Here is a 26,315-nt window from a genome sequence, read left to right on the forward strand (position 1 = left end):
ACTTGGTTAGTATAACACAATTTAGAAAAGTTGTGGATTCTTTCTTGCGTTCATCGCCTGTTCAAAAGCGGAAGCTACCTTGATCAACTTTTCCTCAGAAAACGCCTTAGAAGTAAAAGTGATTCCAACAGGTTCTCCTTTTCTTGTATATCCAGCAGGAACCGTGATTGATGGATAACCTGCTTTAGCTGGAATAGCTGCTCCAATATTATTCGGAAACACAAGTACATCGAGTTGGTTTTCAGCAAGAGTAGCATCTATTCCATTAATCGTAGAATGATATTGGTCAAATTGTAAAGCATCTAAATACTCTTTCTCTGTTAATGTGCCACTTGTTTTCTCAGACTTGGTTAACAGTGATTGCCCGTATTGCAATCTTACTTGGCTATCTTCCTGATTATAACGAATGACGTCATTCAGTGTCCGAACGGAAACCTGATGACTCAAGTTCGATAAGTACGCATTCAAATTAGCTTTGAATTCATAGACTAGAACATCAATTGTCCATTTCTCTTTAGCTGATGGCATCACCACATTGTCAACAATGGTAGCGCCTCCAAGCTTTAGCTGTTCAATCGCTTGCTCCATCACCGCTTTCTTCTCTACTGACAACTGATCAAAAAAGCTTTCTCTTACTATACCCATTCTTACATCCTTTAAGGTGGACTCTTTAAGTGCTTCAAGTAATGACTCTGCTGTTAGTGGATTCTTCAATGTTGCAGCATCCGAACGATCCTTCCCCATTATAGTAGCTAGTGTATACACAGCTTCTCTTACGGTTCTCGCCATTGGTCCTGCTGTATCTTGCGTATGTGAAATCGGAATCATCCCACTTCGGCTAACGAGTCCGACCGTTGGTTTAATCCCCACAAGACTATTTTGACTTGAAGGACTTAAAATAGAACCTGAAGTCTCAGTTCCAATGGCAACCGTAGCCAGCTGCGCCGCAATAGCTGCTCCAGAGCCTGAACTTGATCCTCCGATATCGAATTGGGTACCATAAGGATTTTTTACTTGTCCACCTCTCGAACTGTATCCACTGGGCATATTTTCAGTAGACATAAAATACGCCCACTCCGACATATTGGTTTTCCCTAAAATCACTGCCCCGGCTTCACGAAGTTTCGTCACCAATGGAGCATCCTTCTTAGCATAAGAATCTTTTAACGCAAGTGAACCTGCACTAGTATGTAGCTTATCAGCCGTATCAATATTGTCCTTTAATAAGATAGGAATCCCATGAAGAGGACCTCTCTTCCCCGTTTTTGCACGTTCAAAATCTAACGCTTCTGCGATATGGAGGGCCTCTGAATTTACCTCAATAACAGAATTCAACTTAGGTCCATCTTGATCAAATCGGGCAATTCGGCTCAAATAAATAAGAACCAGTTCCTTTGAAGTTAACTCGCCTTCATCCATTTTTGACTGAAGTTCATCTATCGTTGTATGAGGAAACCACGTTTGCTCCATTTTTTCAAATTTAGGGTTCACCATTGCTATACCTACTCTCAGTGGATTTATTACGGATTACAAAGAAATTTTAGCATGTAAAAGAACAAATAAAAAGCAGGAAAGAATCAAGATTCTCTCCCGCCTAACAATCTTTTAAACTGTTTTCTTTTTCCAAAAACCTAACATTAAAGCAGTAACAATCGCCCCAATAATAATAGCTATTAAATACATAAATGCATTTCCATAAACGAGTGGAATAACGAATAACCCTCCGTGCGGAGCTGGTAATCCAATTTTAAATACGGCAGTAAGTGCACCAGCAACAGCAGAACCTACGATAATTGAAGGGATCACTCGACCTGGGTCTGCTGCAGCGAACGGAATAGCCCCCTCCGTAATAAAAGAAGCTCCTAATACATAGTTCGTTTTACCAGCCTCACGTTCTTGCTTCGTAAATTTACTCTTAAACAAAGTCGTTGCAAGAGCAATTCCAAGTGGCGGAACCATTCCACCTGCCATGACAGCAGCATGTGGACCAAAGTTACCAGCATCAATCATGGCAATACCGAATGTGAATGCAGCTTTGTTAATTGGACCTCCCATATCAACAGCCATCATCGCACCAAGTATAATACCTAGTAAGATCATATTCGTTGTACCCATACCTCCAAGCCAGTTTTCAAGACCTGCATTGAAAGCAGACAGTGGACCAACTAACCAAAGCATAGCCATACCTGTTAAGAAAATATTAATAACTGGGTAAAATAAAACCGTTTTAATTCCTTCAAGCCATTGTGGTAAGTTCTCTAGAGCTTGGCGTACAAATAATGCTAAATAACCAGCAAGGAAACCAGCAATTAATCCTCCAAGGAATCCAGCGCCACCTGTTGAGGCAATCAAACCACCTACCATACCGGCAGCAAACCCAGGACGATCTGCAATACTCATCGCAATAAATGCCGCTAGAACAGGAATCATCAGTCCAAACGCATTTCCACCACCAATGGTCATTAACATCTCAGCAAAAGCATTATGAGATGGGTGAGTTGGATCAAACGCTTCTATTCCAAACATGAAAGAGATTGCGATTAAGATACCCCCACCAACTACGAATGGTAGCATATTGGAAACCCCATTCATTAAATGCTTATAAAAACCAGACTTCCCTTTTGTAGTAGATTGAGAGTCTTCGCTTGAGTTCTTAGAGTTTCCGTGATAAGTCGGGGCATCCCCTGAAGTAATTTGATTAATTAATTCTTTTGGTCTTTTAATCCCATCCGCAACAGGAACTTGTAAAACAGGCTTCCCTTCAAATGGTTCCATCTCTACTTTTGTGTCAGCTGCAACAATAATTCCTTGAGCCTGTTTAATCTCTTCGGCTGTTAAACGATTCTTCACACCACCTGAACCGTTCGTTTGAACTTTGATTGTCAGTCCTTGTTTTTTAGCTTCTGCTTTTAGGGCATCTGCTGCCATATACGTATGAGCAATCCCCGTTGGGCAGCCTGTTACTGCTAAAATGGTATATCCATCTTTAGCATTCATTTGCTCTTTTTCTTCTTTTTCTAATGTTTCATTTTCTTTTCTATCAATGGCCTCTAGGACCTCATTTTCTGAGTTAGCTTTCATTAATTTATCACGAAACGCTTCATCCATTAAGAAAGTAGATAATCTTGATAATGTAGCGAGATGCGCTTCATTTGCTCCAGCTGAAGCCGCGATCATGAAGAATAAATGCGTAGGCTGACCATCAAGGGCTTCATAATCAAGACCCGCTACTTTACGACCAAATGCAATCGAAGGCACTTTAACTGCATCGCTCTTAGCATGTGGAATCGCAATCCCTTCTCCAAGCCCTGTTGTACTTTGTTCTTCACGTGCCCAAATAGCTTTTTTATACTCAGTAGCACTGTTTAAATTACCTGCTTTGTCTAAACTCGAAACTAGCTCATCAATAGCACTTTCTTTGTTTGAAGCACTCATATTAAGGACAATCGTTTCTCTTTTTAGTAAATCTGAAATTCTCATATTACTCACCCTTTCCCCAATCAGAGATTGTTATTTCTTCTGTTAAAGCTATTACTTGTTCTCTTTTTGCAAATGCCGTTGAAAATGCTGTAGCACTTCCTGAAGCTACTGCGAATTTAAAAGCATCTTTCAATGGCATTTTTTCTTTTTGAGCAGCTACGAAACCAGCCACGACTGAATCACCAGCTCCAACTGAATTTTTCACTACTCCCTTAGGTGTATTCGCAAATAATAGCTGATCTTTCGTTGCTAAGATCGCCCCGTCTCCTGCAAAAGAAACTAATACATATTGAATCCCTTGTTCTACAAGCTTCTGAATATAAGGAACAGCTTCTTTCGGCTTAGTTACTTCAACAGAAAACAACTCGCCTAATTCATGATGATTCGGTTTTATAAACGTCGGTTTTGCCCCTAACACTTTTCTCATCGGTTCACCACTTGAATCGATATAGACTTCCGCTTTTCTTTCACGTGCCTCATGGCATAATGTTTCATAGATGACAACCGGAATCGTCGATGGAACACTTCCGGCAAGTACGAGAACATCGCCTTCCTTCAAAAGAGAAAGTTGATTTTTTAATTGTTCAAGATCACCAACCGTAATTTCCGGTGATCTTCCATTGATCTCAGACTCTTTTTGACTCTTGATTTTCACATTAATTCTTGTATCTCCATTCACCTCAATGAAATTGGTATGAATGTCTTCTTTTTCAATTACTTCTTGTACGTACTTACCGGTAAAGCCCCCAATGAATCCTAACGCCTCACTTTGATGGCCAAGTCGCTTCAGCACTCTTGAAACATTAATTCCTTTACCGCCTGGTGCTTTATGATCAGATTCGGAACGATTAACGGCTCCAAGATTCACTTGATCTAATTGAACAAAATAGTCAAGTGCTGGATTTAAAGTAACAGTGTAAATCATAAGGAAACCACCTCTAAGTTTGTTATAGTCCTAAAGCTGTTTGTTATTTCTTCATTTACGTTAGAAGTAATCAGAGTAATTTCGTCTAAATCGGCAAATTTCGAGAAAGATACTTCGCCAAACTTAGAGTGATCAGATAACACATAACTCTGTCTCGATCTTGCTATCGCATGTTCTTTTATAAATGCTTCTTCAGGATCTGGAGTAGTGCATCCGTCATATTCACTTACCCCATTCACTCCTAAAAAAGCTTTATCAAATCGAAATGTCTCAAGAGTACGGATGGCATTCCGTCCAACAAAAGCCTTCGTTCCAGCTTTTACATATCCTCCAATAACGTGTGTTGTAATATTTAAGTCCGCTAACAGGGCAATATTAGTTAATCCATTTGTAACAACTACAATGTCCTTTCCTTTAAGAAAAGGAATCATTTCTACTGTACTCGTCCCTGCATCAAGAAAAATACAATCTCCATCCTCAATGAAAGTAGCTGCTTCTTCTGCTATTCTCTTTTTCTCATGACTGTTTTTGACTGTTTTTTCAGCGATTGATGGTTCATCTAACTTTTTTTGGAGCAACGTCGCCCCTCCATGAATACGCTTTAATTTCTTTTCACCTTCGAGATCGGTTAAATCTCTTCTTATCGTAGACTCAGAAGCATCTAACTCTTCGACTAGCTCTTTCATCTTAACGATTGTTCGTTTTTTTAATAAGTCGAGAATTTTCTGATGCCGTTCTATTGTTAACATTTTATTCACCTCAACTTATCTACAAGGTTAGTATACAACCAATAACACTCATAATCAATCAATTTCAATCAATTTCAATCAATATTCACAAAAAAAAAGAAAGCGGTAACTTTTTTAGATTTTCCTCTTTCACCCTTACCTATTAATTCGTCAAAGAAATAGCTACTTCGCTCTTGTCCTTTGCCAAAACTGAAAGAAGCGTCAATTTAGGAATTCTCCACCTTGACGCCTCGACATTTTATATGTTTAATTATTTTGCTCTATTTCCTCTATTAACATCGAAAGTTCTGTCCAACGATCCATTGCTTGCTCTAGTTGAGATTCCACTTCTTCTTTTTCTTTCATAACCTCAGAAATTCTCCCATAATCACTTCCTGCATCGATTACGCTTTGTTCTAGCCCTTCTATTTTTTCCTCAAGTTTCATAATTTTCTCTTCAATTTGATTCCATTCAAGTTGATCTTTATATGAAAGTTTTTTTCTTGGTTCCTTTTTAGAAACTGCTACAGCACTTTTTTCTTTTACTGGTTCGAATGCTTCTTGCTCAGATTCATGAGCTAAATAGTCTGTATAGTTTCCCTGAAAACGAGAAACCATACCGGCTCCTTTGAATACAAGTAGATGATCTACCACTCGGTCTAAGAAATAGCGGTCATGCGAAACGGTAATCACAACGCCAGGAAATTGTTCAAGATAGTCTTCTAGTACCGATAACGTTTCTGTGTCTAGGTCATTGGTAGGCTCATCTAAAAACAGTACATTCGGTTCAGACATCAGTACCCTTAATAAATATAAACGTCGACGCTCACCACCTGATAGGCGGTGAATGTACGTATACTGCATTGATCTTGGAAACAAGAAACGCTCAAGCATTTGCTCAGCTGTAATGACCGTTCCATCGACGGTATACACGATTTCTGCTATCTGCTTAATATAATCGATAACTCGTAAACTTCCATCAATTTCCTCATCCTCCTGAGTGTAATACCCGATCTTTACGGTTTCCCCAGTTGTAATGTCACCCTCATCAGGAGTAATTCTCCCAGCCAACATATTTAATAATGTCGTTTTCCCACTACCATTTGGACCCACAATCCCTAATCGCTCCCCTTTTACTATTAGATAATCTAGGGACCAGATTAGAGTTTGTTCGCCGAACTTTTTAGAAACCTGTTGTAACTCTAGAACTTGTTTTCCTAAGCGTTTTGAACCGATTGCAAAATCAAATTCTCCACGACCGGAAAATCCTTCTTCTTCTTTTAAAGCCTCGACACGTTGGATTCTAGCCTTTTGCTTCGTCGTTCTTGCTTTAGCCCCACGTTGTAACCAAGCTAATTCTCTTCTTAGGATATTGGCACGCTTTTGGTCTCTGTTTGCCTCTTCAAGTTCTCGCTCCGCCTTTTTTTCGAGGAAAGTCTGATAATTACCCTGGTATTTAAACAAGCGGCCTTGATCGAGCTCGAACATATTATTAGTCACACGGTTCAAGAAATAACGATCATGCGTAATCAAGATAATGGAGCCTTTGTAAGAAGACAAAAAGCCTTCTAGCCATTCTATTGTTTCGTGATCGAGATGATTTGTTGGCTCATCTAATAGAAGCAAATCCGCTGGTTGGATGAGCGCTTTCGCAATAGCTACTCGCTTCTTTTGCCCACCAGATAGTTCCTTTATTGAAGCTTGGTAATCTTTAATTCCTAGCTTAGAAAGAACCGTTTTAGCTAAAGTATTTGCCTCCCAAGCATCAAGCTCATCTATTTTTTGTTGTGCTTTCATAAATTGTTTCTGGTATTCTTCTTTTTCTGGGTCTTTCTCAAATAACAACAGACTATGTTCATATGCTCGCATCGCTCTCATTACAGCAGAGTCGCCAAAATAAATCTGTTCAATAACCGTCAAGTTTTCATTTAAATCGGGTTGTTGAGGGAGGTATTCTATTTGAAAATCATTTGCATGGATGAGTTGCCCTTCGTCCGGTGATTCTATCCCTGCTAAAATTTTAAGCAATGTAGATTTCCCCGTACCGTTCACGCCAATTAAACCAATTCTCTCTTTGTCACCGATCGTAAATGATAGATCATTAAATAATATCTTTTCTCCAAACGTTTTAGTTAACCCTTCAACCTGTAAAATACTCATTTTTATTCCGCCTTCATTTGATTAGCTTTCCTTCTATCTTAACGCAAAATTAGCTTTCATGCATTAGTTGGCCTGTTGTACGTTCACATCTTTAGTAAGAAGCGTTTATATTTAGTACAAGCGCTCTTGATAAAAATAATTGGGTGTCACTACGGTATCATTAAAAGAAGTGTGAAAGATATGTGTAGCTGCAGGTGAAACAGGTGGGATGAGCCAGGTCCAGTCTCCTGTTACACTCCTGCCCTGTCCAACTTCTCTTTCTTCAAATTGTTTAAATTGTTTGGCTGCTGTATGGTGATCAACCATACTCACACCCGCTTCCTTAAAAGAGTGTAAGACCGCTATATTTAATTCAACAAGTGCGCGATCCTTCCACAAAGAAGAGTCACGTTTGGTTTCTAACCTTAAGACATCAGCTACTTTAGGTAACACATTGTACCGTTTTTGATCAGCTAAGTTTCTAGCACCTATCTCTGTTCCCATGTACCACCCATTAAAAGGTGCAGCTTGATAAGCAATACCTCCAATTTCTAATCTCATATCAGAAATGAATGGAACTGCATACCACTTTAATTTAAGTCGCTCAAATTCCACGATAGTTGGGTGAGTCACCTTTACTTCAACCACACACTGCTCCGGTATAGGAAACCATTTAGGTTCTTTACTATTGACTTGAATAACTAGAGGGAGGATATCATAAGCCGTCTTTTCACCCTCCCACCCAAGCGATTCACACCATTTTGTCAAAGCAACAGAGTCAGGGTCTCCAAGAACACCTTCCTTCTGTTCATAGCCAGCGTAACGAACCAATTGATGATTCCAAATTCTTACGTGCCCTGGTTTAAAGATAGAGATCGTAGGAATAACTCTTCCTCCATTCGTTCCATACTGCATATGAAAAAACAGAGCCTTTGCAATTTCTTCTTCTGTTTCAAGCAATCTCTCATCTAACACATGCATCGATTCCCAAAACAAACGGCCAATGCATCGATTGCTATTTCTCCAGGCCATTCTCGCGCCATGGGCTAATTCCTCATATGTATGAGTATACGTACCTGTTTCCTTAATTTCTTCTTCTATGATGGTTAGTCGTTTCTTTATTGCTTTCTCATTTAAACCAAGTTCCTTGTAGCAACTGTTAATAAAATAGTTTGCTTCTGCAAGCACATTCGTCATCATTACTCACCCATCTCTATATGTTCTTTCTTCTCTATTGTAGGCTGGAGCCAACATTTTACACCTGTACTTGCATCATACTTCACTTTCTTTTGTTTACCGTATATGTGCCATTCTCGTTCATGAATTCGTCAAAAAAACATGCCGTTCTCATGAACGGCATGTCGGATCTTACAAATTTTTTAATTTTTTTATATCAGCTTCTATTTTAGCTGGTTCCACATTTGGTCCGTAGCGTTCCACTACTTGACCATTTTGATCAACTAGGAATTTAGTGAAGTTCCACTTAATTTCTGAACTCAATATGCCCTTTTTCGCTTTTTTTAAATATTTGTAAAGCGGATGAGCATCTTTCCCATTTACATTAATTCTTGCAAAAAGTGGGAATGTGACACCAAAGTTAAGCTTACATGTTTCCTCCATTTGGTCATCATTAACCGGTTCTTGGCTCATAAATTGATTACACGGAAATCCCAAGACCACAAGCCCTTGATCTTGATACTCTTGGTGTAATTTTTCCAAGCCATTAAATTGAGGAGCTAAACCACATTTAGTCGCCGTATTAACAATTAAAAGAACTTTGCCTTTATACGAATCGAGTTGTACTTCGTTGCCATTTGGTTTCAAGACTGTAAAATCATGAACACTCATTCTAATCGCCTCCCACACTTTAGATTCATTATACAGAGAATCGTTATCAAGTACGAATTTGTATGCTCATAGAATTACTTTTGACGTCTAGCGAAATCAACGAATCGAAATTTGTCTGGTCGATGCCTCGATTCCGTATATTGAAACATGGTAGCATCATCTAAGTAGACATGGCTTCTTACTACAACAATCGTATCATAACCAGCTAAATCCAGCAGTTCTTGATCCTCTGCATTAGGCACTTCAACTGTAATCTCTTTTTTAGCGAAACTAATTGTTAGACCCAACTCGTTTTCAATATAGGAATAAATAGAACGTTCACAGATCTCCTTTGTTAAGCCTGGAACGACCGAAGCTAGCAAGAAGTCTTTATCTAAAATAATACGTTCTCTATCTATTTCCCGCACACGAATGACTTTCCATGACTCTACTTGTCCACACATTTGAAAATGTTCTTGGATCTCTTTTTCCATTAGATGGTTTTCTAGAGAAACCACCTCCGTCTGTTCACGTTTGCCCATTTTCTCGGCTAATTCTCGAAAACTGACAAGTCCAGAAATAGGAAAGTTAATCTTCGATATGTCTAGTACAACAGATCCCTTTCCTTGCATCTTCTGGATATACCCGTGTTCAGAAAGAAGCTTTAATGCTTTTCGTATCGTTTCTCTAGACGCTTTGTATGTTTCAGCTAATTCATTTTCTGATGGAAGTAAGTCATTGGCTTGGAATTGCCCACTTTGTATTTTTTGAGTTAAGTCCTCATAAATCACTCGGAACTTATTTTTCATAGATCATCACCCAACTTGAGTGTATCATGTTTAGCTATAGTAAACGAGAGACTCATAAGGACGAAGCATCAATGTTTTTTCAAGATTTTTTCCTTCAGCATAATTTGATATTAGTAACTTACTTTTCTCTATGCACTCATGCCATTCTTCTGGTAAAGAAAAAGACGTCTCATTACTGTAAAAATTATTTATCACGATCAGTTTATTACCGTTGCTTGAACGTTCATAAGCAAATACGTTTTGGTCATCTTGAGCGAGAATTCGATAAGTTCCCGTCGTAACTAGATCAAGTTCCTTACGTAGAGTAATCAATTTTTTGTAATGATAAAAAATGGATGTTGGCTCTCCAACTGCTTTTTCCGCATTGATTTCTTTGAAATTTGGAGCTACCGGTATCCAAGGTGTCCCAGTTGTAAAACCGGCATGTGGAGAATCATTCCATTGAACAGGTGTACGAGAGTTATCACGTGATTTCCGCTTGATGATTTCCATAATCTCTTCTTCAGGCAAACCCTTTTCCTTCATGATTTGATAATAGTTAAGTGTTTCAACGTCACGATAGTGATCAATCGATTCAAACGCAGGGTCTGTCATTCCAAACTCTTCACCTTGGTAAATATAAGGTGTTCCTTGCATAAGATGGATCGTCGTTGCTAACATTTTAGCGGATTCTTCATGATACGTCGTATCATTTCCATAACGAGTGACCACCCTTGGTTGATCATGGTTACACCAAAATAAAGCGTTCCAACCTCCACCTTTGTTCATTTCAACTTGCCATTTCGATAAGATTTTCTTCAAAGCGAAAAAGTCAAAATCTGCAATCGCCCATTTTTCTCCATTAGGGTAATCGACTTTAAGATGATGAAAATTAAACGTCATGCTTAATTCTTTGCTTTTTGGGTTTGAATATTTGATACAATGCTCAATGGATGTTGAAGACATTTCCCCAACAGTCATACTATCGTATTTAGATAACACTTCGCGGTTCATCTCTTGTAAAAATTCATGAACACGCGGCCCATCCGTATAAAACTTTCGTCCATCACCAGGTGCCATACTACCGTCATCATTTGGAAAAGTTTGATCTTTTGAGATTAAATTAATCACATCTAAACGGAAGCCATCAATGCCCTTATCAAACCAAAAATGCATCATATCATACACATGTTTTCGTAACGTTTCATTTTCCCAATTCAAGTCAGCTTGTGACACATCAAATAGGTGTAAATAATATTGTCCCGTTTCCTCATCAAACTTCCAAGCATTCCCTCCAAACTTCGAAACCCAATTCGTTGGCTCTTCTCCATTTACCGGGTCTTTCCAAATATAAAAATCACGGTATGGATTCTCTTTTGATTTTTGTGACTCCTTAAACCATTTATGTTTAGTTGACGTATGATTCACAACAAGATCCATAATAAGCTTCATTCCACGCTGGTGCGTTTCTTCAAGTAACTGATCAAAATCTTCCATCGTTCCATATTCTTCATGAATGGAATAGTAATCAGAGATATCATATCCATTATCTTTTTGCGGCGATGCATAAACAGGAGTTAACCATAGTACATCTACACCAAGCTCTTTCAGATAATCTAACTTTTCAATAATTCCTTGCAAATCACCAATACCATTACCTGTTGTATCATTGAAACTTTTCGGATAAATTTGATACACCACTGACTTTCTCCACCATTCGTTCATCTTTGCACCATCCTTTATGTAACTTCTTTCATGTATTCTTTATCTTCTACAAGGGGCGTACATTCTTTTGCTCACTAAATATGAATCAGAAAGAACTACTTATCAAAAGGGGAATAGCAACCACTGCTGGTTGCTACTCGATATCCCATTTAATTTACTTACCTAAACGCTTGTATGCATTCACACCCATTTTTGTTTTAGCAAGTACCATCGTTAAAATAATCGGCACAATAATGGCTACTACCATTGCGATTGCAAAAACAAGCATATGTTGAACTTGGATAGATAGAATACCAGGGATACCACCAACACCAATAGAGTTAGCCATTACTCCACTACCTACTGAAATGATAGCTGCTAAAGAAGATCCAACCATAGCTGCTAAGAATGGAAAGACATAGCGTAAGTTAATCCCAAACATGGCTGGTTCCGTGACACCCAGGTAACAAGAAATGGCCGCAGGTACAGAAACTTGCTTCTCTTTTTCATCTTTTCTATTTAAAATAATCATCGCTACAACAGCAGAACCTTGGGCAATGTTTGATAAAGCAATCATTGGCCATAAATTCGTTCCACCAAATTCGCTCATCAACTGTAAGTCAATGGCATTAGTCATGTGATGGAGACCTGTAATAACTAATGGTGCATAAGCAAAGCCGAATAAAGCTGCAAATAACCAACCAAAAGCTGAGGTTAATCCTGTATAAACAACATTAGAAACCCAAGAACCAATCGTCCAACCAATAGGACCTAGAACAACGTGTGCTACTAACACAGCTGGAATTAACGCAAAGAAAGGGACAAAGATCATTGAAACAACATTCGGGATTACTCGACGTAACCCTAGTTCAAGATACGCTAGTACAAAACCAGCTAGAATGGCTGGAATAACCTGCGCCTGATACCCAATCATGTTAACTTGCGCGAATCCAAAATCCCAATATGGAATGGCGTCTGTACCTGCTACTCCATAGGCATTTAGGAGCTGAGGAGACACTAAAGTGATACCCAAAACAATACCTAATATTTGAGTTGTACCCATTTTTCTTGAAATGGCCCATGTAATACCAACTGGCAAGAAGTGGAATATAGCTTCCCCTATCAACCAAAGAAAGGCATGGACCCCTGCCCAAAATTGTGAAACTTCGACCAATGTTTGTGTACCACCATTGATCATATTGATTTCACCAATCACATTTCTAAAACCTAGAATAAGACCCCCGACGACTAACGCAGGAATTAAAGGTGTAAAGATATCAGCTAGATGCCCAATCATACGTTGAAGCACATTCATATTTTGTTTGGCTGCTACTTTAGCTTCATCCTTCGACGTATCCCCGACACCAGCGATCTTTGTAAATTCATTGTAAAAGGTTGGTACTTCATTCCCCACAATTACTTGAAACTGTCCCGCTTGTGTAAATGTCCCTTTCACAATGTCGATTTCTTCTACCTTTTTTACATCTGCCTTACTCGGATCATTTAATACAAACCGTAATCTAGTGGCACAATGAGTAACCACATTAATGTTCTCACTACCCCCAACATGCTCAAGCAATTTTTTTGCTGAGTCTGTATATTTGCTCATCCTACATCCCCCTTATTTGTTCAAACACAAAACTTTGTTTGCGGTTTCACTAAATTATACTTGTATATACAAATTAACTTTCGCCTTATTTTAACTTGTATATACAAGGGTGTCAACGATAATATTGCACAGCGCGTTTTTTGAGCACTCTACCACTGATCGTTACACCCAAAAGTCTTACATTCATTGGTATTTTCTCTAAAATATGATGAGATATACTTTTAACCCTATAAATAAGAACGCCTTATGAGCAAGACAAAAAGCGGTGTTCATCTCAAGAACACCGCTTTTGAAAGTTTAATAAAATCTTATTTTAAAAATAAATTCACTTTAATTTTTTTACATATCGTCACATAGTGCAACAACGTTAGCAAGACAGCACTCATGTTCATACCCATAATAATCCCATCCATTTGTAAACTAGGCATTGAACCTAGGAAATACATCATTGCAAACGATAACAGCGTGGCATAGAGAGCATGAACAAATGCATCTTTTACTAAACCGAGTCCAATTAAAAAAGCCTGCATTGGGATAACAAAAAAATGAAACAGGAAATATGGGACCAATAATTGCAAATATCGAACTGCAGGTGAATTCTCAAAGAAAAGTCCAGTTAGTGGCTCCGCCCAAAAATAAAAGATACAAACAGCAGGAACTCCATAACATACCGTAACTAACATCACTTTTCTTAACAAGGAACGCAGTCGTGCTAAATCCCCTTTTGCATAAGCTTCAGAGACGGTTGGGATTAATACAATGAGTAACGAATGTGCAATAAAGGCTGGAAAGAAACCAATTGTAAAGGCGACTCCCGCCATTTTTCCATATTGCACCATTGCAACCGTATCAATCATCCCTGCACGAACTAAGGTTTCTTTAATAAAAAAGGGTTTCACAGCAAAGGTTGCCGCATGGAATATCCGTAAACCCGTTGTCGGAATGGACACTTCTAATAAACTTTTACGCACTTTGTTTCCAGGTAAGTGAGCTCTAGGTCTTCCTTTCAGCACATGCATCTCTATGAGAAAGGAGATAAATAAATAACCAAGAACAAGAAATTCACTTGCAATAAGTGTGCATAAGGCAATTAATATCGCTATCTCTGATTCAAAATAAGTAACTTGAAAAATGGCAATTAGCAACAAGAGTTGTCCGGCTCTCCTCAAAAAGTTGGCAACCGCAATTTTCCCCATTCTTTGAGCACCCATGAAATACCCTCTTGCCACAGAGGAAAAAGCAATAACTGGTATGAGTAATAGAAAGAACCAAGGTACAAGCGGGTGGTATCGATCAAATACAGGAATTAACGGGAGGAACCATAAAGCTATTAGTGAAAATACAATCGTACAAATGGCCGCAAATCGTAATGCATGCAATAACATACTACGATGAAATATTGGATCTTTCTCCGCAACGAACTTAGAAATGGAAATCGGAAGTTCTAAACTGGCAATCACAACGATAAACATAATCGTCGGTAAAATGGACATGTATAAACCGAGTCCCTCTTCTCCCAATTCGCGCGCTAGTACCATATTAATCAAAAATTCAATGCATTCCCCTAGGAAAGCAGCAACAATCAACAATAATGCACTTCTTAAAAAAATATTCATCGTTTCTCTCCCCTACTACCTGTCCCTAAATGATATGAGACAAGTTCAAGAAATATGGTTCATATAGGAAAAAAACAATGAATTTCATGCCGCAAAATAAAAAAATCCAAGTTTATTTATCACTTGGATCTAAGTTGATTTTTCAATTGTACAATTTCACTTTCATTTAATTCTCGCCATTGACCAACATCCAATTGTTGAATAGATAGATCTAATATGCGAATTCGCACTAATCTTTTCACATGATATCCAAAGGCTTTTGTCATTCTTCGGATTTGTCGATTTAACCCTTGCGTAAGCACAATTGTAAATGTATCACAGGATTGACGTTTGACTCTACACCGCTTCGTCTGTTGTCCTAAAATCTCCACACCTTGCTCAAGACTTATCAACACATGATCTGGAATAGGGCGATCGACGGTAACCACATATTCCTTTTCATGATTTCCTTCTTCTTTCATTAATTTGTTTACAATATCGCCGTCATTGGTCAGCAATATCAGGCCCTCAGAATCTTTATCTAATCTGCCAACAGGGAAAACTCTTTCAGGATATTGAAGAAAGTCTATGATGTTACCTTTCACAGCAGGTTGTGCCGTACAAGTAATCCCTAACGGTTTATTTAACAATAAGTAAATGTCTCTTTTTTTATGTTTAAGCTCTTGTCCGTCTACTCGTACTAAGCTTCCTTCAGTCACCATACTATTTTTCACTGCAACCACGCCATTAATTGTCACTCGCTCTAGGGCTATCAGGCGATTCACTTCTCTTCTTGATAAAGCTCCTGTTAAACTTATATATTTCTGTATCCTCATTCATTTTATTCCCTTTTACTCTTTACGAGCAGTTATTCTTTATTGCCTTTTCATTTTGTACGATTTGAACCAAAGGCAATATTATAGTTACTGACGTTCCTTGTTGTAACTTACTTTCAAATCTGAGCGTCCCACCCATATCCTCTATAATTCGAAAAGAGACCATGGTACCGAGTCCAGTGCCTTGTTCCTTTGTAGAGTAAAATAAAGTACCTATTTTTGCTAATTGCTCAGCAGACATACCTTCCCCTGTATCAGAAATGGTGATTTTAACTAGAGTACGGTCCTTCTTTAAATCTACATGCACGTTACCATTTTTAGGAGTCGCCTCAATGGCATTTTTGATAAGATTAATTAATACTTGTTTAAACTGGTTTCGATCAACGTTTATAAATAATTCCTTTGTCGATGCAAAAGTTAGCTCTACATTCTCCTTCAAGGAATACGGTGTCAAAATATTAATAATCTCACTTAAAACTTGATTGACCTCAAGAGTCTTTGAAGAAACCATTTGCGGCTTTGCAAAGTTCAAATAATCATTAATAATTTCTTCTGCCCGTTTCATTTCAGAGAGTGCAATGGAAAAGTACTCTTTCTTCTTGCCTTGCTCATCCTTTTCCATAAGTTGCAAGAAACCTTTGACCACCGTTAAAGGATTTCTTACCTCGTGAGCAATAGAAGCCGCTAGTTCACTAATGGCATTCATTTTAACAGCTCGCTGCATTTCTTCTTGCATACGGATTCTTTCCTTCAGTTGTTCAAGTAAGAGAATGGAAAAACCAGTGGCAATAACAAGTGTACTCGTAAAGACAATAACATACGTTATATATTGTCCTATTTCAGTTTCGAGATCCCCTGTTACTACCAAATAGACACCAACTAGAGTTACTATAATCAAACTAGGCCACAGACTAAGTCGAAGCGAAAACCGAACCCGATCCCATTTTTGTACTTTGAGTTGATAGCTATAATAAGCACAATGAAAGATAATAGAAGCGGCTAAAATAACTAAATACCCAATTAGTAAACTATCCTCATCAATGATCGTCCTCGTCACAAGTAAAACGCCACACACGATCCAGCCTGCCTTACGTCCGCCGTATAAAAATGCAAGCAGTAGTAAAACATACCGTAAATCCCAGTGTAATCCTTTTTCTTCATAGGAAAACACCATACAAAAAATGGAGGCAATCGTTAACAGCACAATTAGTACTGTCTTTGATTGCTTTTCTTTCCGACCATCGACAAAAAAACTTACCACTAAGATAGGCATCAATACGATTAAGACATGAAATAGGAGTTTCTCAGCAATCATTTAAAGGCTCCCCACCTGTTTACCATGATACTTGACACATTCTTATCTATAACGCATATATTCGACAAACTCTCCTAATCACCCTGCAAAATTTGAAACTTTGTGTAAAAAAGATTCACCACTCTATACATCCCTTAATTAAAAATGTTAATGATTTGGAGATTTCTTTATCCTCCACTTAACGTAAAAAAAATAACACTTGATAAAATTCAAGTGTTCTATCCTCTACCAAACCCGTCTTAAAATAAATTATTTATTTTCCTCAACTTCTTTAGGTACATTGATATAATGCCCGACATGCATAGTAGCTGGATTTATTTTTTGATTAATAAGAATTAAGCGATCGAGTGGCATCTCAAGACGTTCTGAAATTCGCCAAAGAGAATCTCCTACTTGTATTTTATAAGGAACTAGCCTATAACCAGGAATACTAACCTTCATCCCTACATGAAGTTGATTAGGAGTAATGGAGCGATTCGCGTCAATTAACGTTTGCATGGGTAGTGAAAAAAGTTGGCTATAATACGGTAAGCTATCTCCAGAACGAACTGAAACTTCCATTGTAACTCCCTCCCATCTATCCAAGCATATGTCTAACATTCTGTAATCATGTACGATTTAACCAAAACAAAAAGAGAGGCATCATTCACCTCTCTAACCTATTTAATATTAACTTAAAAAAATAGCTCCATAGCCAAGCCCCCCTATAATGACAAATGCAGGATGGACTTTCCATTTCTCCAATAATACAAATCCAGCGATTAATAAAAATAACGTATGCCAAATGCCGGCACCAAAATAAGAACTCTCTAAAAAGCGATACGTTAAGACCCCCAAAAGAATCGCAATCGTCGGACGAACGAGTGCCGTCATTCGCTTTACTTTTGGTGATTCTTTATATTTATATAATAGTCCTAGTAACCCAATCATTAAAATAAGAGAAGGCGCCACGGTTGCAAAAACACCTACGATAGCTCCAAGAATGCCTCCTACCTCATACCCAATATATCCTGCCATTTTCGTTGCAATTGGTCCTGGTAAAGCATTTCCCAATGCCAAAACCTCACTAAATTCTTCTACTGTCATCCATTGATAACGGGCCACTACCTCATATTCTACTAGAGGAATTGAGGCCGGACCTCCCCCATACCCTAAAATTCCTGGTATAAAGAATGCAATAAAGATTTCCCAATAAATCATTTAATTTGCACCTTCTTTCCCTTTAACCATCTCTTGTTTTTTGGTTGGCTTTAATAAAGCATAAGAAAGGAGAACCGCAATAATGATACCAGGGTGGACATGAAGTAATTCAATTAACAAATAGCTTATTAATAAAATCGATATGCTTATCTTCCAGCCCAATCCTTGATTCGATTTTTTTAAAAAATCCCATGTTAAGACAGCCATCATCACAACAACGATTGGGATAACTCCTTTCGTCATCCCTGCAACCCATGGCTGATCTTTAAATGTTGTTAATGTCGTTAATAATACAATCATCATTAGAATAGATGGGACGATTGAGGATAGTACAGCATTAATCATTCCTGTTACCCCAGCCACACGATACCCAATATAACCAGCCATTTTTGTATTGATCGGCCCTGGTAGCGTATTTCCTAATGCAAGCACATCACTAAATTCATCATCATTCATCCATTTAAACGTCGTAACGACTTCTTTATGCACAAGTGGAATGGCAGATGGTCCACCACCAAAACCTAAAATGCCTGATCTAAAAAAAGCAATAAATAAATTTAAATGAGTTTTCAATTGTAAGCCCCCGTTGTAAAATCATTCATTCTGATTATTTAATAACCTATTGCCGCCCCATCTCCCCTAGGGTCGGCACCAGCTAGTTTAATATTACTCCTTGAATCCACAAGAATTGCTCCAGCGTGTCCCATGACATCAGTAAATTTCTCAACAACTTCAATATCATGCCCAAGATCTTGTAAAGACTGAACGATCTCTTGTGGGATTCGCGCTTCCATTTTTAAATTATTTGACCCAGCTCCCCATGTTCTTCCGTACAACCACCTAGGTGCCTCGATGGCTGCTTGTATATCAAACTCGTAATCAATAATTCTCGTTACGAGCGCGGCTTGTGTTTGCGGCTGACCTTCTCCACCCATCGTTCCGTATACCAATCTTAGAGCATTCCCATCTAATAGCATTGCAGGATTTAAAGTATGGAATGTTCTTTTATTCGGTTCTAAACAATTAACATGGTTTTCATCTAACGAGAAAAAGCTACCTCTATTTTGTAAGAGTACACCTGTATTTTTCGGAATAATCCCCGAACCAAAATCATGATAGATGCTTTGAATAAAGGATACCGCATTGCCATCATTGTCGACTACACCGAACCAGACCGTGTCTCCTTTAGGATCTAACTGTTTATTCATAACCTGCGAGAAATCCTTATTAATTTGTTGCGCCAAATTCATGCCATGCGATTTTGAAAGTAAGTCACCTAGAGGAATATCTACGAATTCAGGATCGGTTAACCACTTATCTCTGTCCGCAAAAGCTAGTTTCGTAGCTTCAACCAATAAATGATAATATTCAGTAGAACCTTCTTTAATAGTGGAGAGGTCAAGGTTATTTAATATATTTAAGATTGATAAAGAAGCCATACCTTGTGTATTGGGTGGCAAATTGTATGCCGTTAAGCCTCTATAATCAACACTAATCGGGTCGACCCAGTCAGATGTGTGATATTTAAAATCATCTAAAGTAAGGATTCCCCCATTCTCTTGCAAATCTTTTACAATTTGTTGAGCAATGGCACCTTTATAAAAAACATCGCTCCCTTCATCCGCAATCGCCTCTAAAGTTTGCGCTAAATCCAGTTGCTTCATCAAATCTCCTCTGTTATAAAGAGAGCCATCAGCTTTCAAAAAAACACGTGAAAACTCTTCAAATCGCTGTAAAAATCTAAATTCTGTATCATTTACGTTTATATTTACTTTCGTCCAATACTCCTGGCTCGGTGTTACAGCAAATCCATTTTTTGCATAATCAATAGCTGACTGTAATAAACGTTTCCACGGATATGTCCCTTTCAGTTGCTCTTTGGAATATTGATAGGCCCGATCCCAGCCTGCAACAGCTCCCGGCACTGTATTAGCTGATAAAAAACCTCTAGCAGGTATTTTACTCATCTGCTGTCTTTTGTAGGTTGAGATGGTTGCATTTTCACCCGCTCGTCCGCTGCTATTCAGAGCTTTCATTTCTTTTGTGTTCGCATTATAGATCAACCAAAAGTTATCTCCACCAATGCTATTCATATGTGGATAGACAACGGCAATCGTTGACGCAGCAGCAATGGCGGCCTCGATAGCATTCCCACCGTTCTGTAAGACATTGACTCCTGCTTGTGAAGCTAAGTAGTGTGGAGATGTAATCATGCCATGCGGTCCCATCGTCGTTGCGCGGTATGCTTGCTTCATATGTACCACCCTCTCTGTAACTATATAACCTCATTATAATACCATTTGTTAATATAATTAAGTGTTTTTTTAACTAAACGAAATATAAAACACTTAATTTATTAACTTAAGGTAAATAACATCTCCTAACAAATGAAAAAGAAGTTTAGATCTCTCTAAACCTCATTTAGACCTATTTATATTTTTCTATCGTTACTCACTCATTTTACCTGTAATTATTTGCTATAAATTTCGTCAAGAACCTAAAACACTTCTACCTCTTTATCATTTGTTTGTTGGACCATCTCATAGTAATAGCTTTGATTCGCCACCAACTCACGGTGTGTTCCTTTTTCTACTAGCTTTCCACCTCTTAACACTAAAATGAGGTTTGCTCGTCTAATCGTGTTCAGACGGTGCGCAATGACAAAGCTCGTTCTCCCCTTCATAAGTCTCTCAAGCGCTTCCTGAATTTTAATCTCTGTAATCGTATCAATGCTACTAGTAGCTTCATCTAATACTAGAATGGAAGGGTTCGCTAGCATGACTCTAGCAATAGAAATTAATTGTTTCTGTCCTTGACTAAGTCCGGTATGATCTTGTTCTAAAACCGTATCAAATTGTTCCGGCAATTTGCTGATAAACGTGTAGGCATTTGCTTGTTTCGCAGCTTCTTCTACCTCCTGATCAGTGGCATCGAGTCTACCATAACGTATATTTTCTCTAATTGTTCCTTGAAAAAGCAAAGAATCTTGAAGGACAAATCCTGTTTTCTCACGTAAACTTTCTCGTTTAATACTCGTTATATCACGATCATCAATCATAATTTGACCACTTTGCGCATTATAAAATCTAGACAACAAATGAATAATCGTCGTTTTACCCGCTCCAGTCGGTCCAACTAAAGCGACGGTATCGCCCGCATTCACATTAAAGCTAAGATCCTTGATCGTTTTATCATGATCGTTATACGAAAAATAAACTTCCTTAAAGGAAACATGACCCTCGACCGTTTGAATAGATTCAGCAAATTGGTCATCTTTTTCTTCTTCCTCATCCAGAATATCGAAAACTCTCTCAGCTCCTGCTATAGCAGATAAGAGTGTGTTAAATTGATTGGCAAGATCATTTAAAGGTCTTGTGAATTGCCTAGAGTATTCCGTGAAAATAACAATAACACCGACTGTAATTAATTGATTAAAAGCTAAAATCCCTCCAATACCGGCAATTAAAGCAAAACTCATATTATTTAACACATTCATCAACTTAGGAATAAAACCTGAGTATGTTTGCGCCCAAAAACTAGCTTGCTTTAAATTTCCACTTTTCTCTTGGAATTGAGTAACTACCTTTTGCTCTTTGGAAAATGCTTTAACGATTCGTTGTCCTGAAATTGTTTCTTCAATAAATCCATTTACATCACCTAGATGTCGTTGCTGCTCTTTAAAAAACACACCTGTCCGACGAGTAATCCATTTCATTCCAAATACCATCAAAGGCACAACAAGTAAGGTAATAATCGTTAAAAGCGGACTTAACCAAAGCATGACAATGATAATACCAACAAACGTAAGCAAACTCGAAAATATTTGAATAACTGATGTATTCAGGGTCGTACTGATGTTTTCAATATCATTTGTCAAGCGACTCATTAACTCTCCATGTTGCTTTTTATCTAAATAGGAAATCGGTAGCCGTTGCAGTCGATGAAACAATTGATTCCTCATCTCATATACAGTTTTTTGAGCTACACCAATCATCCAATAATTTTGTAACCAAGTAGCCGTTGAATGAAAAACATATATAAAAAGAAGGAATACCAACAGTAGTACAAGACCATTCATATTAAATTCTTCAAGAAAATCATCTATGGCCATCCCAATTAAAAAGGGACCTAACAAACCTAAAAAGGAACTTAAAACAACCAATCCGATGACTAGCCATAAATACCATTTGTGTACAGCAAGATAACTCCAAATTCGTCTAAGCGTACTTGCCCAGTTTTTCGGGCGAGCTTTTCCTTTGGATGGTTGAGACAGACTTCCTTTTTTGTTAGGAGCAAGAGGGATTCGTTTATAACGAAACGGTTTTGTTAAAGGATCAAACATCTTGCAAAACCTCCCTTCTTAGTTGTGATTGATTAATCGCTTGAAAAAGGCTTGATTCTTGCAGAAGAGTTTCATGATTCCCCTCTCCAACAATACGACCGTCATCCATAAGAATAATTTTATCTGCATGCTTAGCGGTACTTAATTTTTGAGTAATGACCAAAGTCGTACATTGATATTCGCCTAAAGCCTTTATAAATAAAGACTCTGTTTTAACATCTAATGCACTTGTACTATCATCTAATAATAAGATTTTAGGCTTTCTCACAAGTGCTCTAGCAATCGATAATCGTTGCTTTTGACCACCTGAAAGATTCACGCCTTTTTGACCTATTTTCGTATCGTATTGGTTGGGTAAACTTTTAATAACATCGTGTATTTGTGCATGCTTTGCAGCTTCCACAACTTCATCCATCGTGGCATGTTCGTTTCCCCATTGAATGTTTTCCTTGATCGTACCAGAAAACAAAAAGACTTCTTGTGGAACATACCCAATATTAGAGCGCAATTCAAACGTTGAAAAATCTTTCAGTGACTTTCCATCTATGTAGACCTGACCCTCTGACGCTTCATATAGCTTTGGAATAAGCTGAAATAAGGTAGATTTTCCAGAGCCAGTTGCTCCTAAAATGGCTAATGTTTCTCCAGCCTGTATATGAAAGGTTAGATCTTTAACTGCGTAGGTATTCATCGTCGGATAATGAAATGATACATGGTGAAAACTCACCGATCCGTCCGTTATCAAAGTTGTGGTAGGTTTCTGCTCAACCTCTTCCTCTGAATCTGATTCAAGTACATCTGAAATTCGTTCAGCAGAAGCTCGGGCACGTGAAAAAACAATGATGATCATCGAAAAAACAGTTAAAGCCGATGTAATTCTAGTCGCATAATTGATAATGGCCACTACCTCACCAATTTGTGTTCCTCCCGTATTCACCGAAAAACTCCCAAACCAAAGAATGGCCATAATAGCTAGATTCATAAGTAGGAGTAAGACAGGCATAGCAACTTCCATTAATCGAAGGGCTGATACGGTTTTCTCCATCAACTGCTCATTGCTTTGATTAAAACGTTTTTTCTCAAAATCATGCCTAACAAACACTTTCACAAGCCTCATGGCAACCAAATTCTCTCGCATTACATGATTAACCCCATCTAATTTCTCTTGTACCTTACTAAAGAGAGTTGCTCCTTTTCTCATCATCCAAATTAAAAAAAAGATAAGCAGAGGAATTGTAATGACTAAAATGAGAGCAAGTCTGACATTAACCAGTAATGCCATCACGGTTCCTCCAATTATGAGTAAAGGTGCTCTTAACATGATTCGCAAACTCATAAAGATCGTATTTTGAATCTGTGTCACATCATTTGTCACTCGGGTAATTAATGAAGATGTTTGAAAACATTGAAGTTGTTCATATGAAAACATTTGAATCTTTTTATATAAACCAGAGCGAATATCAAACCCCGTACTTTGACTAACGTGAGCTGCATAGAACGAATTAATGATACCTGAAATAAACGCAAGTAATGACATCGCCACCATTATCGAACCCCAATAAATAATCACATTGATATCTTCTTTCATAATTCCTTCATCAATGATTTTAGCTAAAAAAAATGGATGCATCAGTTCGACCACTAATTCTACAAACATAAGGATTAATGCGATCACAATAGGAAATCTATATGGTTTTAAAAATGAGAAGAGTTTCATCTTTATTCCCCCAACAAGCTAAATCTTTATTTTTCGCAAATCGAATAATATGTCATCTCTCATCATATCTTATTTTTAATATTTCTACTATTCTAATTCCCTAAAAGACATAACTCGTAATGAGGTCAACGACGATTTTCCATATCAGCAAATAGCAAAAAGACCTGTAGCACTGCTACCCCTAAACCGGACAGGGCGTTTAGCTTAGCTACAGGTCTTTTATTTATTTTTACATCTTAGATGACGGCAACCGTTTTATAAAGCTCATACTAGTTTTCTTCAATAGTTAGGATGTACATTTCACAAATACATCGTAATTTCTGTCTTCCTAATTCCTGTTTTTTAGCTTTACCGTTTCCTTTACATTCGAGTTAAATAGATAACTTGGATAAAATCCATTTAAAACATCTGCTACATTTTGAGCCGTTTTTCTTTTTAATTCTAATTGAGCTTCCTCCGAGTACCAGGCAACATGCGGATTTATAATGACATTATCCATCTTTAATAATGGATTGTCTTCTTGAATAGGCTCTTCCTCAACAACGTCAAGTCCAGCTCCCGCAATTTCTCCTTGCTCAAGAGCAGCAATTAAAGCTTGTTCATCAATAACTGGTCCTCTTGCTGTGTTAATAATAAATGCCTCTTTTTTCATTGCTTTAAATTGTTCTTCTCCGATCATACCTTTTGTGCTCTCAATTAACGGAGCATGAACAGATACAAAATCAGCTTGAGCGCATAACTCATTTAACTCTAATAACTCAACTTGTAATCCTTCCGCCACATGTTTTGGAACAAATGGATCAAAAGCAACAACCTTCATGCCAAACGCTTGAGCCTTCGCAGCTAACAATTGCGGGATTCTTCCAAGACCAATTAAACCAAGAACGCTTCCACGAAGACGGTAGATCGGCACACTCACTTTAAAATCCCATCTTCCACTTTTCACTTCTCGGTTTAACAAAACAACCTTTCTAGCACAAGCCATCAAAAGAGCAAAAGCATGATCAGACACTTCATCCATACAATAGTCCGTCACATTGCCAACTATAACGTCATTCTCCGTCGCCGCATCAATGTCAATTGTGTTGACTCCGACACCATAACGAGAAACGATTTTTAACTTAGGTAAGTTCTCAATTACTTTTCTCGTAATTGGAGCATATTGATTAATAAGAGCATCTGCATCCTTTGCTGCTTTAATAACCTCATCTTCTGTTTGACACTGTACTGCAATGAATTCAACTCCGTCAACTTCGCTTAACACGTCCTGCTCTGGTGCCAATGTTGAATACTCATAATCCGTCACAACTACTTTAAATTTACTCATTTAAACCACTCCTTATCTGATTATCCTAAGATGGCTAACAACAATGTAATGGTAAATATACTTACTAACGTTGTAATTAATGTGATGCTCGAGACCAGTTTTGGTTCTGAGTTAAATTGTACAGCATACATGACAATGGTTGCTGCAGAAGGCATAGCGGCTGATACAATTAGTACTTTTGCAAGAAGCGGATCAAAAGGAAACATCATGACAATGGCAAGTGCAATGATAGGCGAAATGATTAATCGGACAAAAACACCGTATGTAATGTATCCCCAATTAAACTTGTCCCATTTAATTTGTGCTAATTGCATCCCTAAAATGACCATAACTGTTGGGACTGTAGCTTCTGCGATTATATCAATCGTTAGGAATAGATTATTAGGTATATCCCAATTTAAGCTTTTTAAGACCAGTGCAACCAAGACCGCATATGTTGCTGGCATTTCAAATACCGATTTTAACGCAACTCCAATACCAGCCTTCCCTCTTGCTGCATAATAGACGCCAAAAAAATTCATAATGATCGCTTGAAGAACTAGAAAAGAAACAGAGTAGGCGAATCCGATTTCACCATAGGCAAATAAAATAATTGGTGCTCCGTAATTCCCAGAGTTCATAAAAGCTGTAGATAAAATCATTCCACTTTCAATGGATTGGGAATAGTTTTTTATTTTGGCGTACACTTTATTAATGATAATTAAGGCCACTAGTGTTGCACTAAAGAGATTTCAATATTAAAAATACTCAAAATGTTCAATTACTTAAATCCGTGCATAAAAA

General features: G+C 37.9%; 21 protein-coding genes. All 21 read right to left on the reverse strand.

All coding sequences use genetic code 11. From position 1 onward, the window contains the following. Positions 1–21: 21 nt before the first annotated feature. The 21 genes from PQ474_RS17620 to PQ474_RS17720 all read right to left on the reverse strand — a co-directional run bounded on the left by PQ474_RS17620 (position 22) and on the right by PQ474_RS17720 (position 26,242). Positions 22–1,494: an amidase family protein gene (locus PQ474_RS17620; protein WP_273845970.1), complete on the reverse strand. Its 1,473-nt coding sequence runs from the start codon at positions 1,492–1,494 to the stop codon at positions 22–24. Positions 1,495–1,605: 111 nt separating this feature from the next. Then, positions 1,606–3,480, reverse strand: a complete 1,875-nt coding sequence (locus PQ474_RS17625) for a PTS fructose transporter subunit IIABC (RefSeq protein WP_273845972.1) — start codon at positions 3,478–3,480, stop codon at positions 1,606–1,608. 1 nt (position 3,481) lies between these two features. Next, entirely contained in the window at positions 3,482–4,405 is a 924-nt protein-coding gene (pfkB, locus tag PQ474_RS17630; RefSeq protein WP_273845975.1) for a 1-phosphofructokinase, read from the reverse strand. Further along, positions 4,402–5,154, reverse strand: coding sequence for a DeoR/GlpR family DNA-binding transcription regulator (locus tag PQ474_RS17635; RefSeq protein WP_273845977.1), 753 nt, complete (start codon positions 5,152–5,154; stop codon positions 4,402–4,404). Before PQ474_RS17635 ends, pfkB begins: the two co-directional genes overlap by 4 nt. Positions 5,155–5,400: 246 nt before the next feature. Then, a complete protein-coding gene (locus PQ474_RS17640) occupies positions 5,401–7,293 on the reverse strand; it encodes an ABC-F family ATP-binding cassette domain-containing protein (RefSeq protein WP_273845979.1) in 1,893 nt (630 codons plus the stop codon). A 111-nt stretch (positions 7,294–7,404) separates the two neighbouring features. Further along, positions 7,405–8,469: a nitric oxide synthase oxygenase gene (locus PQ474_RS17645; RefSeq protein ID WP_273846024.1), complete on the reverse strand. Its 1,065-nt coding sequence runs from the start codon at positions 8,467–8,469 to the stop codon at positions 7,405–7,407. A gap of 171 nt (positions 8,470–8,640) precedes the next feature. Then, entirely contained in the window at positions 8,641–9,120 is a 480-nt protein-coding gene (locus PQ474_RS17650; protein WP_273845981.1) for a glutathione peroxidase, read from the reverse strand. A gap of 74 nt (positions 9,121–9,194) precedes the next feature. Beyond that, a complete protein-coding gene (treR, locus tag PQ474_RS17655; protein WP_273845983.1) occupies positions 9,195–9,908 on the reverse strand; it encodes a trehalose operon repressor in 714 nt (237 codons plus the stop codon). Between the two features lie 30 nt (positions 9,909–9,938). Further along, a complete protein-coding gene (gene treC, locus PQ474_RS17660) occupies positions 9,939–11,612 on the reverse strand; it encodes an alpha,alpha-phosphotrehalase (RefSeq protein ID WP_273845985.1) in 1,674 nt (557 codons plus the stop codon). A 154-nt stretch (positions 11,613–11,766) separates the two neighbouring features. Then, a complete protein-coding gene (gene treP, locus PQ474_RS17665; RefSeq protein WP_273845987.1) occupies positions 11,767–13,200 on the reverse strand; it encodes a PTS system trehalose-specific EIIBC component in 1,434 nt (477 codons plus the stop codon). 308 nt (positions 13,201–13,508) lie between these two features. Further along, positions 13,509–14,816 (reverse strand): polysaccharide biosynthesis protein, encoded by a 1,308-nt coding sequence (locus PQ474_RS17670; RefSeq protein ID WP_273845990.1) that lies wholly within the window; start codon positions 14,814–14,816, stop codon positions 13,509–13,511. Positions 14,817–14,935: 119 nt separating this feature from the next. Next, positions 14,936–15,631, reverse strand: a complete 696-nt coding sequence (locus tag PQ474_RS17675; RefSeq protein ID WP_273845993.1) for a pseudouridine synthase — start codon at positions 15,629–15,631, stop codon at positions 14,936–14,938. 22 nt (positions 15,632–15,653) lie between these two features. Then, complete coding sequence (locus PQ474_RS17680; RefSeq protein ID WP_273845996.1) at positions 15,654–16,946, reverse strand: ATP-binding protein; 1,293 nt, start codon at positions 16,944–16,946, stop codon at positions 15,654–15,656. Positions 16,947–17,195: 249 nt separating this feature from the next. After that, complete coding sequence (locus PQ474_RS17685) at positions 17,196–17,507, reverse strand: LysM peptidoglycan-binding domain-containing protein (RefSeq protein ID WP_273845998.1); 312 nt, start codon at positions 17,505–17,507, stop codon at positions 17,196–17,198. Between the two features lie 108 nt (positions 17,508–17,615). Further along, positions 17,616–18,146, reverse strand: a complete 531-nt coding sequence (locus PQ474_RS17690; RefSeq protein ID WP_273846000.1) for a chromate transporter — start codon at positions 18,144–18,146, stop codon at positions 17,616–17,618. Beyond that, positions 18,147–18,719 (reverse strand): chromate transporter, encoded by a 573-nt coding sequence (locus tag PQ474_RS17695; protein ID WP_273846001.1) that lies wholly within the window; start codon positions 18,717–18,719, stop codon positions 18,147–18,149. It lies immediately after the preceding gene. Positions 18,720–18,757: 38 nt separating this feature from the next. After that, positions 18,758–20,401 carry a gamma-glutamyltransferase gene (gene ggt, locus PQ474_RS17700; RefSeq protein WP_273846003.1) on the reverse strand — a complete coding sequence of 548 codons (1,644 nt, stop codon included), beginning with the start codon at positions 20,399–20,401 and terminating at the stop codon, positions 18,758–18,760. Positions 20,402–20,643: 242 nt separating this feature from the next. Next, a complete protein-coding gene (locus PQ474_RS17705) occupies positions 20,644–22,488 on the reverse strand; it encodes an ABC transporter ATP-binding protein (RefSeq protein WP_273846005.1) in 1,845 nt (614 codons plus the stop codon). Beyond that, positions 22,481–24,205: an ABC transporter ATP-binding protein gene (locus tag PQ474_RS17710; protein ID WP_273846007.1), complete on the reverse strand. Its 1,725-nt coding sequence runs from the start codon at positions 24,203–24,205 to the stop codon at positions 22,481–22,483. Before PQ474_RS17710 ends, PQ474_RS17705 begins: the two co-directional genes overlap by 8 nt. A gap of 328 nt (positions 24,206–24,533) precedes the next feature. Then, positions 24,534–25,532, reverse strand: a complete 999-nt coding sequence (locus PQ474_RS17715; protein WP_273846008.1) for a C-terminal binding protein — start codon at positions 25,530–25,532, stop codon at positions 24,534–24,536. A gap of 20 nt (positions 25,533–25,552) precedes the next feature. Then, entirely contained in the window at positions 25,553–26,242 is a 690-nt protein-coding gene (locus PQ474_RS17720) for an AEC family transporter (protein ID WP_273846010.1), read from the reverse strand. Positions 26,243–26,315: the final 73 nt, after the last annotated feature.

It is taken from the genome of Halalkalibacter alkalisediminis (assembly GCF_028610705.1).
Taxonomy (GTDB): domain Bacteria; phylum Bacillota; class Bacilli; order Bacillales; family Bacillaceae_D; genus Halalkalibacter; species Halalkalibacter alkalisediminis.